Source organism: Moellerella wisconsensis (assembly GCF_022592395.1).
GTDB lineage: Bacteria > Pseudomonadota > Gammaproteobacteria > Enterobacterales > Enterobacteriaceae > Moellerella > Moellerella wisconsensis.
In genome coordinates, this window is the sequence record NZ_CP093242.1 from 404,456 (window position 1) to 423,504 (window position 19,049).

A 19,049-nucleotide genomic window follows, 5' to 3' on the forward strand; every position below is an offset into this window, starting at 1 on the left:
TGTGACTCTGTAGGCTAGAGCATGACGAGTCTATTAACCGTTGAAGGAAACGTTATATGAAAAAGTGGTCCTATCTTCTCGCTGCCGGCATCATGGCCGTCGGTATTGGTTCAGCGACTGCCGCTGATGATAACGCCAAGAATGTGCTGTATTTTTATAACTGGACTGAATACGTTCCGCCAGGCTTGCTTGAACAGTTTACTAAAGAGACAGGGATTAAAGTGATTTACTCCACTTATGAATCCAATGAAAGCATGTACACCAAGCTGAAAACCTATAAAGAGGGAGCCTACGATTTAGTGGTACCATCCACTTATTTTATTGCCAAAATGAGCAAAGAAGGGATGCTGCAAAAAATCGATAAAAGCAAACTCAGCAATTTTGATAATCTAGACCCGAGCTTGCTGCACAAAGATTTTGATCCACAAAATGATTATTCAGTTCCCTATATTTGGGGCGCGACGGCAATCGGTATAAATAACAGTGAAATAGACCCTGCCAGTATCACTTCATGGGCAGATTTATGGAAACCACAATATAAAGATAGCCTACTATTGACCGATGATGCGCGTGAAGTTTTTCAGATGGCGTTATTAAAACTGGGTTATTCAGGCAATACTAAAGATCCAAAACAGATCGAAGAAGCGTATCATGAATTACAAAAATTAATGCCAAACGTATTAGCTTTTAATTCCGATAACCCGGCCAATCCTTTTATGGAAGGTGAGATTGATGTGGGAATGTTGTGGAATGGTTCGGCATTTGTAGCTCGTGAGGCGGGCGCTAGTATCGAAACTATTTGGCCAAAAGAAGGCGGTATTTTCTGGATGGACAGTTTAGCCATTCCGGCGAATGCTAAAAATACCGAAGGTGCGCATAAATTGATTAACTTTTTACTGCGCCCTGAAATTGCAGCCCAAGTAGCTGAGTCTATCGGTTATCCGACCCCAAATAAAAAAGCCAAAGCGATGCTGCCGCAAGAATTACAGCAAGATCAATCGTTATATCCTGATCAATCAATTATAGAGCAGGGAGAGTGGCAGGATGATGTTGGCGATGCAAATATTTTATATGAAAATTATTTTCAGCAATTAAAAGCTTCACGCTAATTGAATTAAAATCAATTAATCTGAAAATAAAAATAGCGATATCTGACGAGGATATCGCTATTTGAAGTGTATTAATCTCTATCGATTAATCGATATTAATAAATATAAAGTTTATTATACAGAGAATTAACTTTATATATTATATCGTATATTATTAATTTTAATTATAGCGTAGAGAACGCATTCATAATAATTCCGCCGGTAATAATAAGTGCCATAGCAAATACAGCAGGAACATCGGGTTTTTGTTTATATAAAATCATCGATAAAATAGTTACCCCGACAATACCAAAACCACACCATAAAGAATAAGCCACGCCGACCGGAATATAATCCATTGCGCGAGTTAGGGCGAAATAACATAAGCAATAAGCAATAACCACCAGAATAGATGGTGCGAGTTTACTGAAACTATTGGTTTTTTTAATCATTGAGGTACCCGTAATTTCGGAACCAATAGAGAGTGCAAGCCATAAAAAACCGGTAAACATAAAATATTCCTTTTAATTAATGAATTGCTTTTTTATTTAACGCGGGGGTGACAGTAACATCATCGCTGACAGCGACAGGCTCTTCTTCTTCAGCACCCATTTTAGAAAATAGATTCATGATAACAATGCCACTAGCAATGATCGCCATACCGACGATAGCCGCGGTATCAGGGTGCTGACCATAGAATGCCATACCCAAGGTGGATACCACCAGAATACCGGTACCGGACCAAGTCGCATAGGCCAACCCCACAGGAATATTTTTTACTGCTTTTGATAATGAAAAATAACAGACTATATATAATAGAATAATTAATCCTAATAAAAATGTTTTGGTCATTCCTTCACTATTATCAAACATTTTTAATGTTGATGTTGCTGATGTTTCAGAAACAATAACTAATAGCATCCACAGCCAAGCTTTCTTTTTGGGTGACATTACATTTACTCCTGATTATTGAATTTTTCGTTATATTTAACGTGGCATATATATTATTTAACTTATGCCACCGTATTTATGCCGAGTATTAAGATTTACTTTTTAAATTCTTTAAATAATCTATCGCCGAGTCAGTGAGTTTTGAACGTGTTGAGTTATATTCTCCAGGGTTATTCATGACATCGTTTAATGTGATATAACGCTGTTCTGTTATTGGCGCTATTTCTGATTTTTGGTCAGGGTAGCCTGATTTATCAAAATAAGGTTTCTCAGAATAAGTCTGATGAGACGTTAATTTGTGTTCTGCATCAGGTAACGAACAAAAATCAATACCTGAGCCGATTAATTGCTCTATATTTTTCTGGATAAGTTGGTTATGGGCCGTATTTTTATTCATACCTAAGAGTGTATTTAATTCACTCGTAGGCGAGCAGTTATAGGCTAATGCGATGATGTTTATATTTTGCATTAAGGCGGCATGAATAAGTTGTGTTTCTTGCCGATTAAACAGCCCATTGGCTAAATCCCCCAGTGTGGAAAAATCCATAAAAGGAATAAATAAATGTTGGTACTGAGCAAGGCAGGTCGCCAGAGTAGCTTGCTCAGGATTAATGACCTCGCCTAACTGATCCCATTGCTCTAGGCTATGGATATGGCGGGCATTCTCGGCGATATACAGCGAAAAATGACAGCGATTGCATTGCTTCAGGCGTTGATAAATCTCATGTTGGTAACCGCTGGCGGCAGTCAGTACCAACAATACTTTGGGCTGAAAGCGCTGCATAATTTGATTAACCAGTTGTTCAAACAGTTGATTATCCACATCGCACCTCACTGATTAGCTAACAATAAAAACACTGTCGTTGTTGCTTAAACCGGCCGCATTTGCCTCATCGGTATCAATATGAAACTCTAAGGTAAAGTGTGGGCTGACACGGATAACGACTTGATCAAATACGAGACTGCGTAGCCCCTCACTTTTTACCTGCACGGTTTGACCGTCCGTGACATTAAGTGAACGTGCATCCAGTGTGCTCATATGAATATGACGCTGCGCGCAAATAACTTGCGAGGTGAGATGAGTATGCCCCGCAGGACCGACTAATAATGCATCGCCAGATCCCGCAAGATCGCCAGAGCCTCGTACCGGCGCTTTAACTCCGAGCGCGTAGCAATCTGCTTTTGAAATTTCTAATTGGCTTGTTGAACGCTCGGGCCCCAGCACTCGAACTTTGCTCAGAGAACCCTTCGAGCCCACGACTAAAACACACTCTTTTGCAGCATATTGTCCCGGTTGTTTTAGCTCTTTCAGCGGGGTTAATTGATAGCCTTGACCAAACAGAACATCAATATCTTGGCGTGAAAGATGCACATGTCGATTAGAGATCCCGACCGGAATGGCGATTTTCCCTTGCGCAATATTAACGTTATGTTGTAAAGGTAAACGCGCGTTAATTTTGCTCATTAGCAATTGATTAATCATTGTTTTTTACCTTTACGAACTTCAGCTTTGCCTCGCTGATCGGGTTTAATTAGTTCAGGCTCTATTGGCTTCACTTCAGCTATTTCTGCCGATTCAAATAATTCAGCGGGTGCTGGAGGCGTGGGATTTTTTTCAGTACTGAGCGTCGATTGAGACGCAGGCTGAGCAAAAAATTGATGCTGATTGGTCAGGTTAAGATGCTGGATCACGTGGCTTTCAGGGCGAGCGATAACTAAGCTACCGACCACTAATTCCGCCGGGTTAACCACGGCAATTCCGCTATCGATGGCGGTGCGTACTGCGCTGATTTCCCCTTGAAAACAGATGGAAACTAGCCCGGAACCTATTTTACGATAGCCTATAATTTCTACGCTGGCTGCTTTACACGCGGCATCTGCGGCATGGATGGCGGCGGTGAGTCCACGGGTTTCAATGACGCCCAAGCTATTCATTATTCACTCCTGTTTAGTGACGGATTAGACGGATATCGAAATCATAATTTTTGAAGAAATGTTCTAGTTGTTCTAATTCTTCATCGCTGTAGCTCAAGTCTTGTTTAATTGGATAAATCATATCGAGCTTTTCATATTTGGTGCGGCCAAGCTGATGATAAGGAAGCACTTCGATACGTTTAATATTGCCTTTTTCCGCCAGCTTAATGACATGCTCGAATGCCCCAGTGATGGCGTCATATGAGTCGTTATAACCGCGGATCAATGGCATACGGACGACAATATTTGCGCCGGCATTGACCAAATAGTCGAGATTTTTTAGAACGTTTTCATTGCCGATACCAAACAACTGTTTATGCTGTTGGCTATCGATGTGTTTGATGTCATATAAAAACAGATCGGTGACGGCGGCGAGTTTTTTATAATTTTCTGGATTTGTCGTCCCTTGGGTTTCAACCGCGGTATTGATCATCATGCTTTTACAGGCTTTAAATAATTCAACAGCGAAATCAGTCTGTAAGCTCATTTCTCCGCCACCGATAGTGACGCCACCCCCTGAAGAAATATAGAAATCATAATCTTGCATAATGACGTCCATCAGTTGGCTGACGGTCATATCTTTGCCCATGATGTCGAGTGCGCCAGAGATACACACCTCTTCGCATTTACGGCAGCCAATACAATCTACAGCGCGATCGATTTGGTGAATTTTTTCACCTTGGCCGTTAAGAGTGGTGTAGTGAACACCGGCGGGGCAGACATCGACACATTTGCCACAATTGACGCATTTGTCGTGCGAAAACATCACTTGGAAATCGCTGCTCAGGCCTTCAGGATTAGCACACCATGGGCAACGAATATTGCAGCCTTTTAAAAAAATCAGGGTGCGTATTCCATCTCCATCATAAATAGAATATTTCTGGATATTGAATATTCGGCCTTGGGTTTCCTGCGCTGCTTCCATTTTAGCTCTCCTTAATCGGTATCAGGCATCCTTGCCTGTACAACCTCGCGATAATAATGGCGAGAATAGGGGCGAATAGCTTGCCCCTTGTGGATGGTTAGAATTTTTCAATCACGGTACGGCTGATGATTTCATCCTGAACTTCTTTACATAATTCAACAAAGTAGGCGCTATAACCGGCAACTCGAACAATCAAGTCGCGGTATTTTTCTGGCTCTGCTTGAGCTTTTTTCAGCACTTCGTTATCGACATAGCTGAACTGCATTTGACCATTACCTAAGATTGATGCGGTTCTTAGCAGGGTAATTAATCCGTTGCGGCCTTCAGGCGTATCGAGTAACCCTTTGAGGAATTTGAAGTTATGCACCATGCCGATATTCATGGTTTCAACGTTCATTTTACTGACGGATTTAATCACTGCGGTTGGGCCTTGTTTATCCGCGCCTTGGGTTGGGCTGATACCATCAGACAGCGGCATCCAAGCCAGACGACCGTTCGGTGTTGCGGCGGTTAATTCACCAATCGGGGTATTGTTGGAGATAGACAAAGTTCCGTGGCTCAAGGTGGAATAGAGCATTTTGTATTTACGGCATTCTTTTTCTGTCCACTCGGTAATATCCAGAGCAAAATCATCGGCATAGTTATCATCGTTACCGAATTTCGGGGTGTTCAGGCAGTCTCTGCGTAGCTCTTCATAGCCTTCGAAGTTGGCTAATAGACCGTCGCGAATTTGCTCTAAAGTGTATTTTTTATCTTCGTAAACCAGTTTACGAATCGCCGCCATGGAATCGACATAGGTAGCCAAACCGGAGAAAATGAGCCCAGGGCCATGGTTAATCATTGCCCCGCCGGCAGCGACATCTTTACCTTGTTCCATACAGCCTTCAACCATCAGAGACATCAATGGCTTAGGCGCGACATCACGATGAACACGCTGGCTGATCACCGTTCCGATAGCCGAAAGACGAATAATATGAGCAATCTGTTGTTTGACCGCATTATCAAAGTCAGCAAAGGTTTTCAGAGAAGTTAAATCCCCGGTATCCAGCCCTTGATAGCTATCAAATAACACCATGCGACCTCGATTTAATACAAATTCAATAGCGATAGGCCATTGGGTATAACCAGTTGATGTCCATTGATAAATACGGCCTGATTTTTGCGGTTCAACACATCCCATCAAGCAATAGTCACGCGCATCTTCAAAATCAAAGCCTTTACGCAGCATCATTTTGATATGTGAATCATCAAAGTGACAGGCAGGAAAACCCATACCGGCTTTCACCACATCGACAATTTTTTCCATATATTTTTGTGGTGATTGGTTATGAATACGGCACGCCAAAGAAGGCTGATATACTTTGATAAAACGTACAGCGTCCATAATGAGGTAGGTCAAATCGTTACAAGCATCGCCGCCTGTCCGTTTTTGTCCACCGATAGTCAGGTTGATAAAGGGTTGATAACCTGCAAAATATTTTGCACCTAACTCACTGGACATCCACATTAATTCCGCACATTTCAGAATGAATGCTTGCATCATTTCTTGCGCTTGCTGTTCCGTGATGCGGCCTGAATCAATATCGGCGCGATACATCGGGTAGCAATATTGGTCGAGGCGACCAAGTGACAGCCCTGTTTGGTTTTCTTCAACTTCAAATAGAGATTCTACTGTCCAGACGCTTTGCAAAGCTTCTTGCAGTGTTTTTGGTGGGTTAGCCGGCACATTTTGGTTAACTTCGGCAATAGTTAATAATTCTGCGCGGCGAACTGGATCATTTTCTTTTGCGGCTAATTCACGGGCATGCGCTGCGATGCGATGGGCATAAGCCACTACGCCTTCACAGGTTTCAATCGCCGCTTTGTAGAAGTAGATACGGTCGATATCCTCAGGGTTTTCCATGCTGAGTTCAGATAATTTTTGATGGGCCTCGGCTTTAATGCCATTCATCCCTTTGGTGAATAACAACACGTCATAGCCCGGACACGTATCGCCGCCACCATTGATTTGGTGATAAGACAAGTCGCTGACAAAGGTTTCGCCGCTGAACGCCCATACGCCGGCTTCACGGTATTGCGCTTCACAGATTTCGTCCAGAGAACGACCTTCCCAGAACGGGACGATCTCTTCGCGGATCACTTTTTTATCTTCTTCTGAAATGATAAAAGGATCTTGTGGGCGGGTGCTCATGGTGTCTAATTCGTCTCGTACCCAGCGCCAGGCGATATCTGGCGAGAATGCGCCGGCACGTGCTTTACCACATGGATGACCGACAATTAGCTCTTCATCTTGAATTAAGATAGGTGCCGTTTCGCAGGCTTTACGGAAGGCTTTTGCGCGCAGCAAAATAGCCGGTAATCCTGGATTATCACGTACGACTTCGGTGAAGGTTATGGCGCGATAAATAGAAACACTTGGGCGCGCTTCTAAATAATTGTTACGCAGGCGCTGCATTCTTGGAGTTAGCCCTTCCATGACGTTGAAAGGTTGGCTATCGGGGGTCTGTGCGGGGGCAATATAAGGTGCGTTGGCGGTTGAATATTGAGGCTGAGCAGAAGCGTGTCCATTGTACAAGCGTACTTGCGGTAAGCCGGGGATTATCGCCAAATTTTGTTGGGCAGATAACAGCATTTCAGACAATGGATTGATGCAAACACGTGGATCATGCAGGTATGCGCCATGGAGCATGGCATCAAACATCGGATAGCCGTCGATCAGTTTAGTGGTACGCACTTCAGAAAGCTCTGCCAGTTTTAACCACAGATTTTCAATCCATTCATACGCTTGGGTGGGTGTTAAGTGGCCTGCATCGATATCACGTTGATAATAAGGATAAAGTGCCTTATCAAAGCCGACAGGATTGACCGCATAGCTGCCATTTTCGAGGTGTAGCATCAATTGGAACAGGTAAAAGGCTTGGCAGGCCTGTTTGAAGTTTTCTGCTGGGCCCGTGGCGATTTTAGCTAATACCACCGCACTATCGTGTAATTCTGCTTTGCGGTATGGATTGCTTTCTGCGTTAGCTTGATTTTCAGCTTGGCGTGCTAAAGATTGAGCAAAATAGCTGGCGGCATCGCAGGCATAAATTGCCGCGCGACCCAAATTAGCTTCGTCCATACTGCTACGATTCACTGCACTGCCAATATTGCGGACACGGTTTTCTAATTGATATTTAATCGCACCGTAGCCTTGGCTGATCACCGCCATATAGTCTGGCGACGGTGTGGCATTATCGCCCGCCAGGAAGTTAAAGATAGAAGGGCTTTTTAGCTCATCTTCGGTATGAAAAATAGCGGCACGAGGGGTGGATGACTGACTGCCGATAATCAATTCGTCTTGGGCAATAAAAGGCGGTAAATTTTTGATTAATTCATAAAAACGTTGTGCAGGTTTGATAGCCTGTGGAACACCGGCAATCTCGCCATTGAAGGCACTGAGAATGTTCGCACGTTCGGTACTGATTGAACTGTTACGTGAAACTAAACGTTCTGCCAGCATTTTCACGCGTGGCGTTAAAGAGTATTTGGCCATATTGGCTCTCCTGATATTCTTCTTTGACTGCCCCAAGGCAGTAGCCCGTTATTTTTAAGTTGTAGGTGCTATTAACCGCCGTGGGCATTAAGCGTGAGATACCCCGGAAAATGCCTGTCGATAAAGCGTTTCCAAGTCATGTGCGCTGACATGGCGTGGATTGGTGGGAGTACAGCTATCCCGTAACGCTTGATTGACCATTTCAGTCAGTCGTAAGTTAAAGTCGGTTTCGCTCACACCGCTATCCGCAATACTGGCCGGCATAGCCATTTCCTCTTTGAGCACATCGATGGCGACTATCAGGCTGTGCACGCCTTCGCGTGTTGTGTTGCAAGGTAAATCAAGCGATTTAGCTAATGCGGCATAGCGTTTAGCAATCGCGTTATCGCAGTTGCCGTGAAAATCAGCATTAAAAGCAATTACGTGGGTCATAAGTAGGGTATTGGCACGACCATGTGGGACTCTAAATACACCACCTAATGCGTGGGCTAAACTGTGAGTTATCCCTAGGGAGGCATTGGTAAATGCCATGCCCGCGATACATGAGGCGTTATGCATTTTTTCTCGAGCCAGTAAATTGTCGCCTTTGCGCCAGCAATCGTAGAGATGACTGAAAACTAATTTGACCGCTTTCTCGGCTAATCCATCGGTAAAATCGGTGGCTTGGCGTGAAACATAGGCTTCTAGTGCATGGCATAGCACATCCATTCCCGTATCTGCGGTGATACTTGGGGGGACCGATTTGACTAATGCCGGGTCAAGAATAGCGATATCGGGTAGCATAAATTCATCAACCAGCACCCATTTTTCAGATTTAGCTTTAATCACAGAAAAAGAGGTGACTTCAGATCCGGTTCCGCTGGTCGTCGGGATGGCAACAAAGCACGGTTTTTGACGCGATGGGTCATTACGGGTATGCCAAAGGGAGAACATGACGGCTTTAGCGGCATCAATGACTGAACCTCCCCCAAGGGCCACTACCGCATCTGGATAATGGCTATCCATAACTTTCATGCCATTGACGATGGCTGAAATATCAGGATCTGATGCGACATCAGCATAAACTTGATATTCGATACCCTTTTTTTCTAGCAAATTAAGTACTTGCTCGGCGAAGCCAAACTTCACCATCGCTTGATCCGTGACGACAAATGCGCGGCGGGCATTGAGTGTATTTAGGTTCTGCAATGCATCAGTGCCGAAATAAACTTTGGGTTTTATCAGAAATTCACTCATGGGTTTTTGATCCCTTAACATCCCGGTAAACTTTCTCAACAATGGCGACAATAGACATGGCCTTGTAACTCTCTTTATTGAGCGCCAAGTATTTTTCAGCCAGTACGATGTCATCTTGTCCGGCACCAACGCAGTCAACAGCCACATAGGTACGGTCTTTTAATGGAGTAAGATCGTCCCCCAGCGCGTTGAGGATCAGCAAGTTACTGCCTTTGAGTGCATCGCATTTTTGTGTTGCTATTACATGGCCGACCACTTTTGCCAAGATCATGGTTATGTCGCCTATGGTTTAAGAAATTGATAAACACGCTACGCAGTAAAAATTACTGAGTAAGACGCCCAAGGACTTCTTTAATGATGCGTTCGACATTCTCTTCTGTAATCTGACTTTGAGAAGCAGCGGGAGCCGTGGTGCTGGTGGCCGATGCTGCAAAACGGTTATCGCCCTGCGCGTACAGATCCGCAGCGGCATTTTCAGCATGAACTGGCGTGAGTGCATAATTATTGAAGCGAGTATCATCAAAGATGCTGGTTTGTGGCTGGTGAGTTTGATGTGCCTGACAAACCGGTACTTGTGCGGCTTGGTTAGGGTGTCTTAGCTCATCAATTGAACGTACGCCATAGCCGATTTTACGAATATTAAGTAAATTCATCGGGCCGACATTATCAGAACTTGAACCGCCACCCACAGCGCCACAACCTAAGGTTAGGGCAGGAGAAATATTAGTGGTTGCACCAATACCACCTAAGGCCGCAGGGGTATTAACTAACATACGGTTAACTGGTTTTTCTAGGGAAAACTCTCGGATAACATCTTGATTTTGTGTGTGAATAACTAATGTGTGACCAAGGCCTTCATTGGTCAGTAGTTCAACCACTCGCGCGCAAGCCGCTTGCCAATCTTCTTCGATATACATCCCTAAAATAGGGCACAGTTTTTCGCGCGAATAAGGGTTTTTATGCGATACCGTAGTTTGGATAGCGATTAATACGCGTGTGGTCGCCGGTACTGAAAATCCTGCAATTTGGCTAAGATGAACAGCGGTTTTACCGACCACTTCAGGATTAATCGTGCCGTTAGGGCGCAGCAGTAGTGCGGCGATTTTGGCGGCTTCTTCTTCATTCATGAAGTAAGCCCCTTGCGCCAGTAATTCGCGCTGGACTTCATCTTGAATGCAACGTTCGACAATGATTGATTGCTCTGAGGCGCAAATTACACCGTTATCAAACGTTTTACTGGTAATAATGTCATTTACCGCTTGAGGGATATTGGCGCTGCGTTCGATAAATGCCGGACCATTACCGGGGCCACCACTGATAGTCGGAGTTCCTGAAGCATAGGCGGCACGTACCATACCTTCGCCGCCGGTAGCTAGGATCAGCGAAACATCTTTGCTGTGCATCAATTCTTTAGTAGCGTCTAAGGTTAATAGTGTGACAGCATCAACGATCCCTGCTGGCGCACCGGCTTCTTCGGCGGCACGTTTAACGATTTCTAGCGCACGTTGACTGCATTTTCTAGCATTGGGGTGCGGTGAAAAAATAATCGCATTCCCGGCTTTCAACGCAATCAGCGTTTTATAAATAATGGTGGAGGTCGGATTCGTCGAAGGAACCAGTGCAGTAATTACGCCGAGTGGGACACCAACATCCATCACTTTGTTGATTTGGTCATCGCGGATAATACCGACAGTTTTAATATCTTTGATATGCTCATAAACACGCACTGAGGCAAAAATATTTTTGAGCACTTTATCTTGCCAGTTACCGAATCCCGTTTCTTGATTCGCTAATTTGGCTAATTCTTCTGCGTGCTTCGCTGACTCCATGGCAATGTGTTTAACCACACTGTCGATTTTCTGTTGTGAGAATTTGGCAAAGATAGCTTGTGCGGCTTTGGCATTACGTACCAAATCACGGGCAAGCTGTCTGGATTGCAAATCCTTATCTAATACAACCATGGTCTTCCTCCGGGCGGGAGTTAAAAGTTTTTAGCTGAATAACTTATTGTTTTTATTTATTTAACCTAAGTATTTAAGCCAAATATTTAGGCTTTGTGCTGCGCGGCGATTTTCTCAATATCATTATGAGGTCTGGCAATAACGCGCGAACTCACCACGGTGCCAATGCGCTGTGCAGCTTGAACGCCAGACTCTACGGCAGCATTGACAGCACCTACGTCGCCTTTGACCATGGCAGTAACCAAACCCGAGCCGACGTTTTCATAACCAATCAATTCAACATTGGCAGCTTTGCACATGGCATCAGCGGCTTCGATACAGGCAACGAGACCTTTAGTTTCGACTAGACCGAGTGCTTCTTTCATAGGTAATTCCTTATTAGTCAATGACTTTGTACTGAGCAATGATTTTTTGAATATCATTGTGAGGGCGAGGGATCACCAATGAAGTCACCACAGTACCGACACGTTGAGCTGATTCGATACCTGAATCAACCGCCGCTTTGACTGCGCCAACATCACCTTTCACCATAGCGGTGACTAAACCAGAACCCACATTTTCATAACCAATCAGTTCAACATTGGCGGCTTTACACATAGCATCAGCGGCTTCAATACAAGCCACTAAACCTTGAGTTTCAATCAATCCTAATGCATCACCCATCGTTGATTTCTCCAAAGCGATTACGCTTTATGTTTAATAACAATTTTGTTGATATCGTTATGAGGACGAGCAATCACCAGAGAAGTGACAACTTCACCAACGCGCTGAGCAGATTCAACACCGGAATCCACCGCTGCTTTTACTGCGCCAACATCGCCTTTCACCATAGCGGTGACTAAACCAGAGCCGACATTTTCATAGCCGATAAGCTCGACATTGGCGGCTTTACACATAGCATCGGCAGCTTCAATACAGGCCACCAAACCTTTGGTTTCTATCAGACCTAATGCATCACCCATTTTTATTTCCTCCGAGGAGTCGGTTTTCACAGTTGTTTTTATAGCTGTCTCTCTTTCTTTTTCTGCCTAATCACGGTTGGGTTGATTCATTTACGTGATGGCAGATTTACGTTCCATAGCCACTATAGTCCGGTGAAAATAAAACAAAATATAAATTCATGAATATTAATTATTTAGATAAAAAAACTTAAATTCATATCTTAAATTGATTGATTTTATTTGTTTGGTCTTATTTTGTGGTTTTTTTTATGGATTGATATTTTATTGAATAGCTGTTTTTACAGTTAAAATTAACGCCAGCAAATGTGTTAATAAGCTGCTAAAAATATGCAAACAGATAGGTTCAGGGAAGAGGACAGAGTGTGCGATGGCTCACTATTTTTGGTCTTTTTTAGTCAGGAATAAATGGCTTAAAAAATAAGAAAATTATCAATCATAAATTTTGAGAGGTAGATCACTTGTTGGTCAAGAAGAAATCAGCGCAATAATAGCTTATAAATAATGAGAGCTGAACGGTGGATCAGCTGCCTATAACCGTGAGGGCATATAATCGTCAGCGTCTTTGTGATCAATCTATATTGATAAGGTAAGGTTGAAAGGCTGATATTGAGAAGGAATATTATTAGGCTGGCAGATAGATAGCTCAAACAGCAATGAGTTTATTAACCATAATTAGAACTAGCTCTAGAGCGATTAATTAAATTTGCTGCCCGGTTTTAAAGTACAAATAAACAGCGGTGAGTTTAAGGAGCTTAATAGCAATGTTTTATCATTTAATAGCTGAGCATTAAGAAACAGCCCATCGTGGCTATCTGACATTTCTCGCATAAAATAATCAAAAATAACATTGGGCGATTCATCAATAGAGGAAGCGCTAGATTCCCATTGGCTAATATGATATTGGCGAATAGTCGGTGAAACACGGCGTGAGGTATAATTCAATTTTACATAGCGCTGCAGATATAACCAACCAGCAGCTGAATCTGTATAGCCTTCGACCACAATTGATCCTTGACCATTTTTGGCAAAACTAAAATGAATATTGCCATTTACATTCTCATTGTCCATATTTTCAAACCGCATAATCGCTTTAGTCGAGCAGTTCATAATACCGCCATCATTACGCTCTAATAATGCCATCACACAGGGGATTGCCACGATGATAAAAATAATTATGGATAGGACACAGAGTGTTTTGCCTGTTATTTTCATTGGTATTTCCAAGAGTAATAAAAATAGTTATCGCAATAACTAAAGGGATTATCCTCATGCTTGGCACAGTGAGCCAAGAAGACTCTACCTAACCCGTTAGTTTGTAATTTGTCACCATAGAAAAAAATAAAGCGCTCATCGGTTCCGCATTTAATCGCTAAATTATCTTTGACTGCATTAAAATTATTGGTGTAATTTTCTTTAACTACGGAGTTAATCATTTCTTCGGTAGATGACAATTCACAATTATTTTCTGTTAATGATAACAGTGGGATAGGTTTTATTTCTGGTTGAGAAAATACGACCAGTAGGGTTAATAAAGCGGCGCAGACCAGAAAGACAGCACTGGCTAGATACCAGCAAATATCAGGTTTTACCGATGATTTTACGGTGTTGGATGTGTCAGAAACATGCTCAATATCTGAGGGAATATCGGCGCTATTCTCGGCTACTTGTGCCAAATCTTTATGCAGTATTGGTTGGTTACTTTCTGGGTGTTTTGCTAATTCATTCGTGTTTGAGAGTAAAGTCGTCTCATTGATCAGCTCAAATTTAACTTCTGGGTTTAATTCCAATTTACCCTTAGGAATAGTAACAATAATATTATCAATACCGTAATGCCGAAATGTTTTACGTAATAAACTCAAATACTGATTAAGATTACTGTTTGATGAGACTAATCCATTATCATCCCAAACTTTCTTAAGTACTTCATCTCGAGTAATAATCCCAGGATGTTGGATAAAAAAATACAATAATGAATTTGCTGTGATGGTTAATTGTATCTCGGGCTGGCCATCATTTAATGTTAGCGAGCCATCAGCGGCATCATAATCAATCAAGGCATTTATTTTATATTTCATGATTGCCTCGTTAAACTAAGTAGGTTACAAATTAATGAATAATTATTCGCCAAATTATAAAAACAAACTTCAGTAAATATTCTGTGCTTATTAATATCTTTCAATATAAGCTTATAGCTAACAGCTTATAGATAACGCTATTAAGCAAGAATAATACGATTTACTCTCTGCCCCTTAATACATAGCATAAGGGATGAAAAACGCCGGGGTAACATAGAGGATATTTTTGCTTTTTGATGGGCTAATCATACCTATCAGACGGTGAGAGGCTTATTGATCAAAATCAACAGAAGTTATTCAATAAATGAGGCAATGTGTAATTTGTCTGGTAGCTCACATTATGAGTAAATATAGGTCTACATCATTTTTATAAAAATAAAAAATATTTTATAAATAGACTTAAGTTATATAAATGGCAATTAATGTAAATATTTACTAATAAAAATAGCCATTAATGATAATTAGCCAGTGGGTAATTAAAGTTATTCGAATGTTTAACGAGAGATGAAAATAATATATTGGTTAATTTTCGTCATCTAAACTAAATTTTTAATTAGTTAACCTAGGTATTCCCGGCTCAAGACTAATATAGCCGTGATAGCAGGCGGTTTTACATTGACCACAGCCATCACAATCTGTTTCATCTATAATGGGTTGATTGAGAGCATCAAATGTTAAGGCTGCAGGCGGACAGCTATAGCTACACATACGGCAGCTAGCATCGCGACGACCAAAGCAACTACTTGATATTATAGGATTAAAACTAGTATCTGCGACAATGTCAAAACTTAAGGCGCCGGTGGAACAAACCTCTGTACATTTTAGACAACTGCCCGTATCACAGGCACTAAAATCAATATTTAGTACGGGACGATTATTTTGTAGGGAAATAATGCCATAAGGACAGGCGGTGGCACAGTCGCCACATCCGCTACATAAATGCATGAATAGCGCTTCTGCGACAGCTTGAGGAGGGCGACCATCACTACGTTTTATCACACTCTCATCGATTTGTTGTTGGATTTTTTTGCCCGCACCAAATAATCCACGCAGTAAACCCCGACGGCTGACACTACGATGAGACAGTAAAGCTCGATAATAATTGGCGTCGCGTGAGTCTGACATAGCGGTTATTTATCCTATTTAATAGCGTGCAGCTAGTATAAATAACAATGTGCTCGCATGGGCTGAGATTGATCAAAAACCGGTGATTTTTGGCCGTAGATTATGTGTTTTTTATCAGAATATTTAACTCTTTCGCTGGATTTATTGTCACAAGGGTAACGATAATGCCTTTTGAATAGCTAAAGAGGTATAATTTTGATAGTTGACTGAAAATTGAATCAGTTTATTAGGGATTATTTATGATATCGACACATGACTATGCGAACGATCTAATTCTATTTTCGTTAATTGTTGATTGTGGATCTTTTAGTAAAGCAGCGGAAAGCGCGGGGATTAGCAGTTCCGTACTGAGCAAACGAATTGGTAAATTAGAGAAAGATTTAGGCGCGCGTTTACTGTATCGCACCACGCGCAGTTTATCAGTCACCGAAAATGGGCGTTTATTATATCGCCATGCCAAGTTAATTGGCGAACAAACTCAACAGGCATTGCAAGCGGTTAGTGAAACCAGTGACGAGCTAACCGGGCTTATTCATATGTCGGTTCCAACTATTTCAGGGGAGCTTATTTTAAGTGAAAGCGTGGCAGAATTTTGCCAAAAATATCCTAAAGTAAAAGTTGAGATGCGGTTAGAAAATAGATTTGTTGATCTGGTTAATGAAGGCATTGATTTAGCCATTAGAACTGGTTTAATGCATGATTCCAGTTTAATTGCTCGACATATTATCGATTCGCATTGGGTTATTATTAGCTCGCCAGCCTATTTAGCCACTCACTCAGAACCTAAAGTTCCTGACGATTTATTGCAACATAATTGTTTAACTTATACCTATCAGCAAGGTGGAACGGATAATTGGTTAATTAAACATCCTGACAGTGATGATGTGTATGAATTACAAGTTAATGGCAGTTTAGCGGTAAATAATGCTCGCGGTATACGCAAAGCTATTTTGAGTGGGCACGGCATCGCAATGGTACCACGTTGTATGGTGCATGAAGATTTAGAAGATGGCAGTTTAGTCGAAATACTCAAAGGATATGGGGGTAAAAAATTAGGTGTGTATGCGGTCTATCCTTATACTCGTAATTTACCGTTAAAAATACGCTTATTAATTGAGCACATTACGCAATCTTATCAAAATATAAAACCTTACTTTGGTTAACCGTAATACTGCTACCGTGATGTAGCAGTTTATCTATTTTCCAATTAATCAATTTATGTCACATAGAAAATAGCGAGCAAACTCTCTAGCTTGTTATTATCTTTTTTTTATTACCCCGTTTTTAGACATGATGTTTTGATTTTTATCGCTTAATTAATGTGACATCAGGCTTTTGTCATATAAATAAAATATTTAATCTATTGTTTTAAAACAGATTTATTTGTCTCCTCAGCCCCCGTGTTTAAGCTAAAGATGGTATTTTAACCCTACAATTCAAATGTTAAATAAATGAAGCATAGAATTAAGTATAGGGTTGTGATTAAAATAACCAAGTTAAAAAAACGTTACTTAAGCATTAACTCATATGACATAAAACTATAATAATGTCAGGGGAATCTATGTCTCTATTTCTAAGTGTCGCGCCTATTATCATGCTGATCTGGATGATGACTAAGCGTCGCAGTTTGCCATCTTATATTGCTTTACCTTTAACCGCGTTGGTGATTTATGGCATTCAATTAATCTGGTTTAAAAATGACTATGTATTATTAAATGCCAATATTATTACTGCGTTTATCTCTGTATTAACCCCTATTTCTATTATAGCTGGGGCGATATTACTTAATAAATTAATGCAAATTAGTGGCGCAGAAAATACGCTGCGAGCTTGGTTAGAAAATATCAGCCCAAATCCTGTGGCGCAGATAATGATTATCGGCTGGGCGTTTGCCTTTACTATTGAAGGTGCGAGTGGTTTTGGTACGCCTGCTGCTATCGCTGCCCCTATTTTAGTCGGTATTGGATTCCCGCCAATACGGGTGGCATTATTGACGTTAATAATGAACTCTGTACCGGTTTCATTTGGTGCGGTTGGTACTCCGACATGGTTTGGTTTTGCCATGTTAGGGTTAAGTGATGACAGCATTTTTGCGATTAGTCATTATACCGCGCTGATCCATTTTGTTGCCGGTTTTATTATTCCGCTAGTGGCATTACGTTTTATTGTTAGTACACAACAGATTAAACAGAATATTGTTTATATTTTGTTGAGCGTGGTGAGTTGCAGCTTACCTTATTTTTTACTGGCACAGATAAATTATGAATTCCCAGCCTTAGTCGGTGGTGCGATTGGTTTAATGTTGTCGGTATTAATCGCTCGAATGGGAATTGGGTTAAAAAAATGTGAACGTAAGCATCAGAAACAAGATATTCCTTTCGCTAAAATAATTAAAGCAATGACCCCAACATTGTTGCTAATTGTTATTTTGATAATTACTCGCATCCATCAATTAGGCATCAAAGATTTATTAAATAGCACCGCAGTGATGTGGCAGTTCAATTTAGGTTTCCTCGGCAATGTTACTATTAGTAAGGCGTTAATTTTTCAGCTGAGTAATGTATTTGATACTGGTGCTTCTGCTAATTATAAAACTTTATATGTGCCTGCTTTGTTGCCATTTTTCGTGGTGGTGTTCTTTTCAATCGGCTTATTTAGATTGAATAGACAGCAAGTCAGCGAGATGTTTAGCCAAACCGCTAATCAAATTAAAAAACCATTCATAGCCCTATTTGGTGCACTCATTATGGTCAACTTAATGATGCAGGGGGGAAATGCATCTCCGGTGATAATTATTGGTAGTTCTTTAGCCGGGGTTACCGGGCATAGCTGGTTATTGTTCTCTTCCTATTTAGGGGCGTTAGGGACCTTTTTCTCGGGTTCGAATACTGTATCGAATCTAACCTTTGGTGGTATTCAGCAATCTATTGCGCAGTCGTTAGGGTTGAATATCAATCTAACGCTGGCATTGCAATCGGTCGGTGGCGCGATGGGTAACATGGTGTGCCTGAATAATATTATCGCGGTTTGTACCATCTTGGGGATCACTAAATCTGAGGGTGATATCCTCAAAAAGACAGTCTTACCTATGATGCTTTATGGGGTGATTGCCGCAATTATGGCGCTGATACTGTCAGCTTAGTGTAAATAGATATCCCCGGCTTACATAATATATAGATATATAGGCAGCGAGCGCTGTGGTGAGCCGGGCATGTTATAG

Annotated in this window: 19 protein-coding genes; 3 read left to right on the top strand and 16 right to left on the bottom strand. The window is 41.7% G+C overall.

Going from position 1 to position 19,049, the window contains the following annotated elements; all coding sequences use genetic code 11:
- The first annotated feature begins 56 nt into the window (after window positions 1-56).
- A complete protein-coding gene (gene potD, locus MNY66_RS01645) occupies window positions 57-1,109 on the top strand; it encodes a spermidine/putrescine ABC transporter substrate-binding protein PotD (protein WP_047255989.1) in 1,053 nt (350 codons plus the stop codon).
- A gap of 164 nt (window positions 1,110-1,273) precedes the next feature.
- On the opposite strand, the gene MNY66_RS01650 is transcribed toward potD, so the two are convergent.
- The 16 genes from MNY66_RS01650 to MNY66_RS01725 form a co-directional block, all read right to left on the bottom strand.
- Complete coding sequence (locus tag MNY66_RS01650; RefSeq protein WP_047255990.1) at window positions 1,274-1,600, bottom strand: DMT family transporter; 327 nt, start codon at window positions 1,598-1,600, stop codon at window positions 1,274-1,276.
- A gap of 16 nt (window positions 1,601-1,616) precedes the next feature.
- A complete protein-coding gene (locus MNY66_RS01655; RefSeq protein WP_053907047.1) occupies window positions 1,617-2,039 on the bottom strand; it encodes a DMT family transporter in 423 nt (140 codons plus the stop codon).
- Window positions 2,040-2,127: 88 nt separating this feature from the next.
- Complete coding sequence (locus MNY66_RS01660) at window positions 2,128-2,862, bottom strand: hypothetical protein (protein ID WP_241501312.1); 735 nt, start codon at window positions 2,860-2,862, stop codon at window positions 2,128-2,130.
- Window positions 2,863-2,877: 15 nt separating this feature from the next.
- Window positions 2,878-3,522, bottom strand: coding sequence for a phosphate propanoyltransferase (locus MNY66_RS01665; RefSeq protein ID WP_241501313.1), 645 nt, complete (start codon window positions 3,520-3,522; stop codon window positions 2,878-2,880).
- Window positions 3,519-3,974 carry a BMC domain-containing protein gene (locus tag MNY66_RS01670; protein WP_241501314.1) on the bottom strand — a complete coding sequence of 152 codons (456 nt, stop codon included), beginning with the start codon at window positions 3,972-3,974 and terminating at the stop codon, window positions 3,519-3,521. The genes MNY66_RS01665 and MNY66_RS01670 overlap by 4 nt, the downstream gene beginning before the upstream one ends.
- A gap of 13 nt (window positions 3,975-3,987) precedes the next feature.
- Window positions 3,988-4,938, bottom strand: coding sequence for a choline TMA-lyase-activating enzyme (cutD, locus tag MNY66_RS01675; RefSeq protein WP_241501315.1), 951 nt, complete (start codon window positions 4,936-4,938; stop codon window positions 3,988-3,990).
- A gap of 97 nt (window positions 4,939-5,035) precedes the next feature.
- Window positions 5,036-8,470 (bottom strand): choline trimethylamine-lyase, encoded by a 3,435-nt coding sequence (gene cutC / locus MNY66_RS01680; protein ID WP_241501316.1) that lies wholly within the window; start codon window positions 8,468-8,470, stop codon window positions 5,036-5,038.
- A gap of 87 nt (window positions 8,471-8,557) precedes the next feature.
- Window positions 8,558-9,706, bottom strand: coding sequence for a 1-propanol dehydrogenase PduQ (locus tag MNY66_RS01685; RefSeq protein ID WP_241501317.1), 1,149 nt, complete (start codon window positions 9,704-9,706; stop codon window positions 8,558-8,560).
- The gene (locus MNY66_RS01690) at window positions 9,699-9,977 is read right to left on the bottom strand and encodes a EutN/CcmL family microcompartment protein (RefSeq protein ID WP_047255998.1); all 279 of its coding nucleotides are present in this window, start codon (window positions 9,975-9,977) and stop codon (window positions 9,699-9,701) included. The genes MNY66_RS01685 and MNY66_RS01690 overlap by 8 nt, the downstream gene beginning before the upstream one ends.
- Before the next feature lie 52 nt (window positions 9,978-10,029).
- Window positions 10,030-11,667: an acetaldehyde dehydrogenase (acetylating) gene (locus MNY66_RS01695; RefSeq protein WP_047255999.1), complete on the bottom strand. Its 1,638-nt coding sequence runs from the start codon at window positions 11,665-11,667 to the stop codon at window positions 10,030-10,032.
- A gap of 86 nt (window positions 11,668-11,753) precedes the next feature.
- Complete coding sequence (locus MNY66_RS01700; RefSeq protein ID WP_047256000.1) at window positions 11,754-12,032, bottom strand: BMC domain-containing protein; 279 nt, start codon at window positions 12,030-12,032, stop codon at window positions 11,754-11,756.
- Window positions 12,033-12,045: 13 nt separating this feature from the next.
- Window positions 12,046-12,330 (bottom strand): BMC domain-containing protein, encoded by a 285-nt coding sequence (locus tag MNY66_RS01705; protein ID WP_047256001.1) that lies wholly within the window; start codon window positions 12,328-12,330, stop codon window positions 12,046-12,048.
- A 20-nt stretch (window positions 12,331-12,350) separates the two neighbouring features.
- Complete coding sequence (locus MNY66_RS01710) at window positions 12,351-12,629, bottom strand: BMC domain-containing protein (protein ID WP_004249182.1); 279 nt, start codon at window positions 12,627-12,629, stop codon at window positions 12,351-12,353.
- Between the two features lie 693 nt (window positions 12,630-13,322).
- Window positions 13,323-13,841: a FidL-like protein gene (locus MNY66_RS01715; RefSeq protein WP_047256002.1), complete on the bottom strand. Its 519-nt coding sequence runs from the start codon at window positions 13,839-13,841 to the stop codon at window positions 13,323-13,325.
- Window positions 13,838-14,704: a transcriptional regulator gene (locus MNY66_RS01720; protein ID WP_241501318.1), complete on the bottom strand. Its 867-nt coding sequence runs from the start codon at window positions 14,702-14,704 to the stop codon at window positions 13,838-13,840. Before MNY66_RS01720 ends, MNY66_RS01715 begins: the two co-directional genes overlap by 4 nt.
- Before the next feature lie 549 nt (window positions 14,705-15,253).
- Window positions 15,254-15,829 (bottom strand): 4Fe-4S dicluster domain-containing protein, encoded by a 576-nt coding sequence (locus MNY66_RS01725; RefSeq protein ID WP_047256004.1) that lies wholly within the window; start codon window positions 15,827-15,829, stop codon window positions 15,254-15,256.
- 239 nt (window positions 15,830-16,068) lie between these two features.
- Here MNY66_RS01725 and MNY66_RS01730 point away from each other — a divergent pair, with 239 nt between their 5' ends.
- Window positions 16,069-16,992 (top strand): LysR family transcriptional regulator, encoded by a 924-nt coding sequence (locus MNY66_RS01730; protein ID WP_047256005.1) that lies wholly within the window; start codon window positions 16,069-16,071, stop codon window positions 16,990-16,992.
- 398 nt (window positions 16,993-17,390) lie between these two features.
- Window positions 17,391-18,971, top strand: a complete 1,581-nt coding sequence (locus MNY66_RS01735) for an L-lactate permease (RefSeq protein WP_047256006.1) — start codon at window positions 17,391-17,393, stop codon at window positions 18,969-18,971.
- Window positions 18,972-19,049 lie beyond the last annotated feature (78 nt).

Bases quoted from the DNA above. Each gene is read 5' to 3' on its own strand.
- potD (WP_047255989.1), top strand. From the start codon at position 57: ATGAAAAAGTGGTCCTATCTTCTCGCTGCCGGCATCATGGCCGTCGGT.
- MNY66_RS01650 (WP_047255990.1), bottom strand. From the start codon at position 1,600: ATGTTTACCGGTTTTTTATGGCTTGCACTCTCTATTGGTTCCGAAATT.
- MNY66_RS01655 (WP_053907047.1), bottom strand. From the start codon at position 2,039: ATGTCACCCAAAAAGAAAGCTTGGCTGTGGATGCTATTAGTTATTGTT.
- MNY66_RS01665 (WP_241501313.1), bottom strand. From the start codon at position 3,522: ATGATTAATCAATTGCTAATGAGCAAAATTAACGCGCGTTTACCTTTA.
- MNY66_RS01670 (WP_241501314.1), bottom strand. From the start codon at position 3,974: ATGAATAGCTTGGGCGTCATTGAAACCCGTGGACTCACCGCCGCCATC.
- cutD (WP_241501315.1), bottom strand. From the start codon at position 4,938: ATGGAAGCAGCGCAGGAAACCCAAGGCCGAATATTCAATATCCAGAAA.
- cutC (WP_241501316.1), bottom strand. From the start codon at position 8,470: ATGGCCAAATACTCTTTAACGCCACGCGTGAAAATGCTGGCAGAACGT.
- MNY66_RS01685 (WP_241501317.1), bottom strand. From the start codon at position 9,706: ATGAGTGAATTTCTGATAAAACCCAAAGTTTATTTCGGCACTGATGCA.
- MNY66_RS01690 (WP_047255998.1), bottom strand. From the start codon at position 9,977: ATGATCTTGGCAAAAGTGGTCGGCCATGTAATAGCAACACAAAAATGC.
- MNY66_RS01695 (WP_047255999.1), bottom strand. From the start codon at position 11,667: ATGGTTGTATTAGATAAGGATTTGCAATCCAGACAGCTTGCCCGTGAT.
- MNY66_RS01700 (WP_047256000.1), bottom strand. From the start codon at position 12,032: ATGAAAGAAGCACTCGGTCTAGTCGAAACTAAAGGTCTCGTTGCCTGT.
- MNY66_RS01705 (WP_047256001.1), bottom strand. From the start codon at position 12,330: ATGGGTGATGCATTAGGATTGATTGAAACTCAAGGTTTAGTGGCTTGT.
- MNY66_RS01710 (WP_004249182.1), bottom strand. From the start codon at position 12,629: ATGGGTGATGCATTAGGTCTGATAGAAACCAAAGGTTTGGTGGCCTGT.
- MNY66_RS01715 (WP_047256002.1), bottom strand. From the start codon at position 13,841: ATGAAAATAACAGGCAAAACACTCTGTGTCCTATCCATAATTATTTTT.
- MNY66_RS01720 (WP_241501318.1), bottom strand. From the start codon at position 14,704: ATGAAATATAAAATAAATGCCTTGATTGATTATGATGCCGCTGATGGC.
- MNY66_RS01725 (WP_047256004.1), bottom strand. From the start codon at position 15,829: ATGTCAGACTCACGCGACGCCAATTATTATCGAGCTTTACTGTCTCAT.
- MNY66_RS01730 (WP_047256005.1), top strand. From the start codon at position 16,069: ATGATATCGACACATGACTATGCGAACGATCTAATTCTATTTTCGTTA.
- MNY66_RS01735 (WP_047256006.1), top strand. From the start codon at position 17,391: ATGTCTCTATTTCTAAGTGTCGCGCCTATTATCATGCTGATCTGGATG.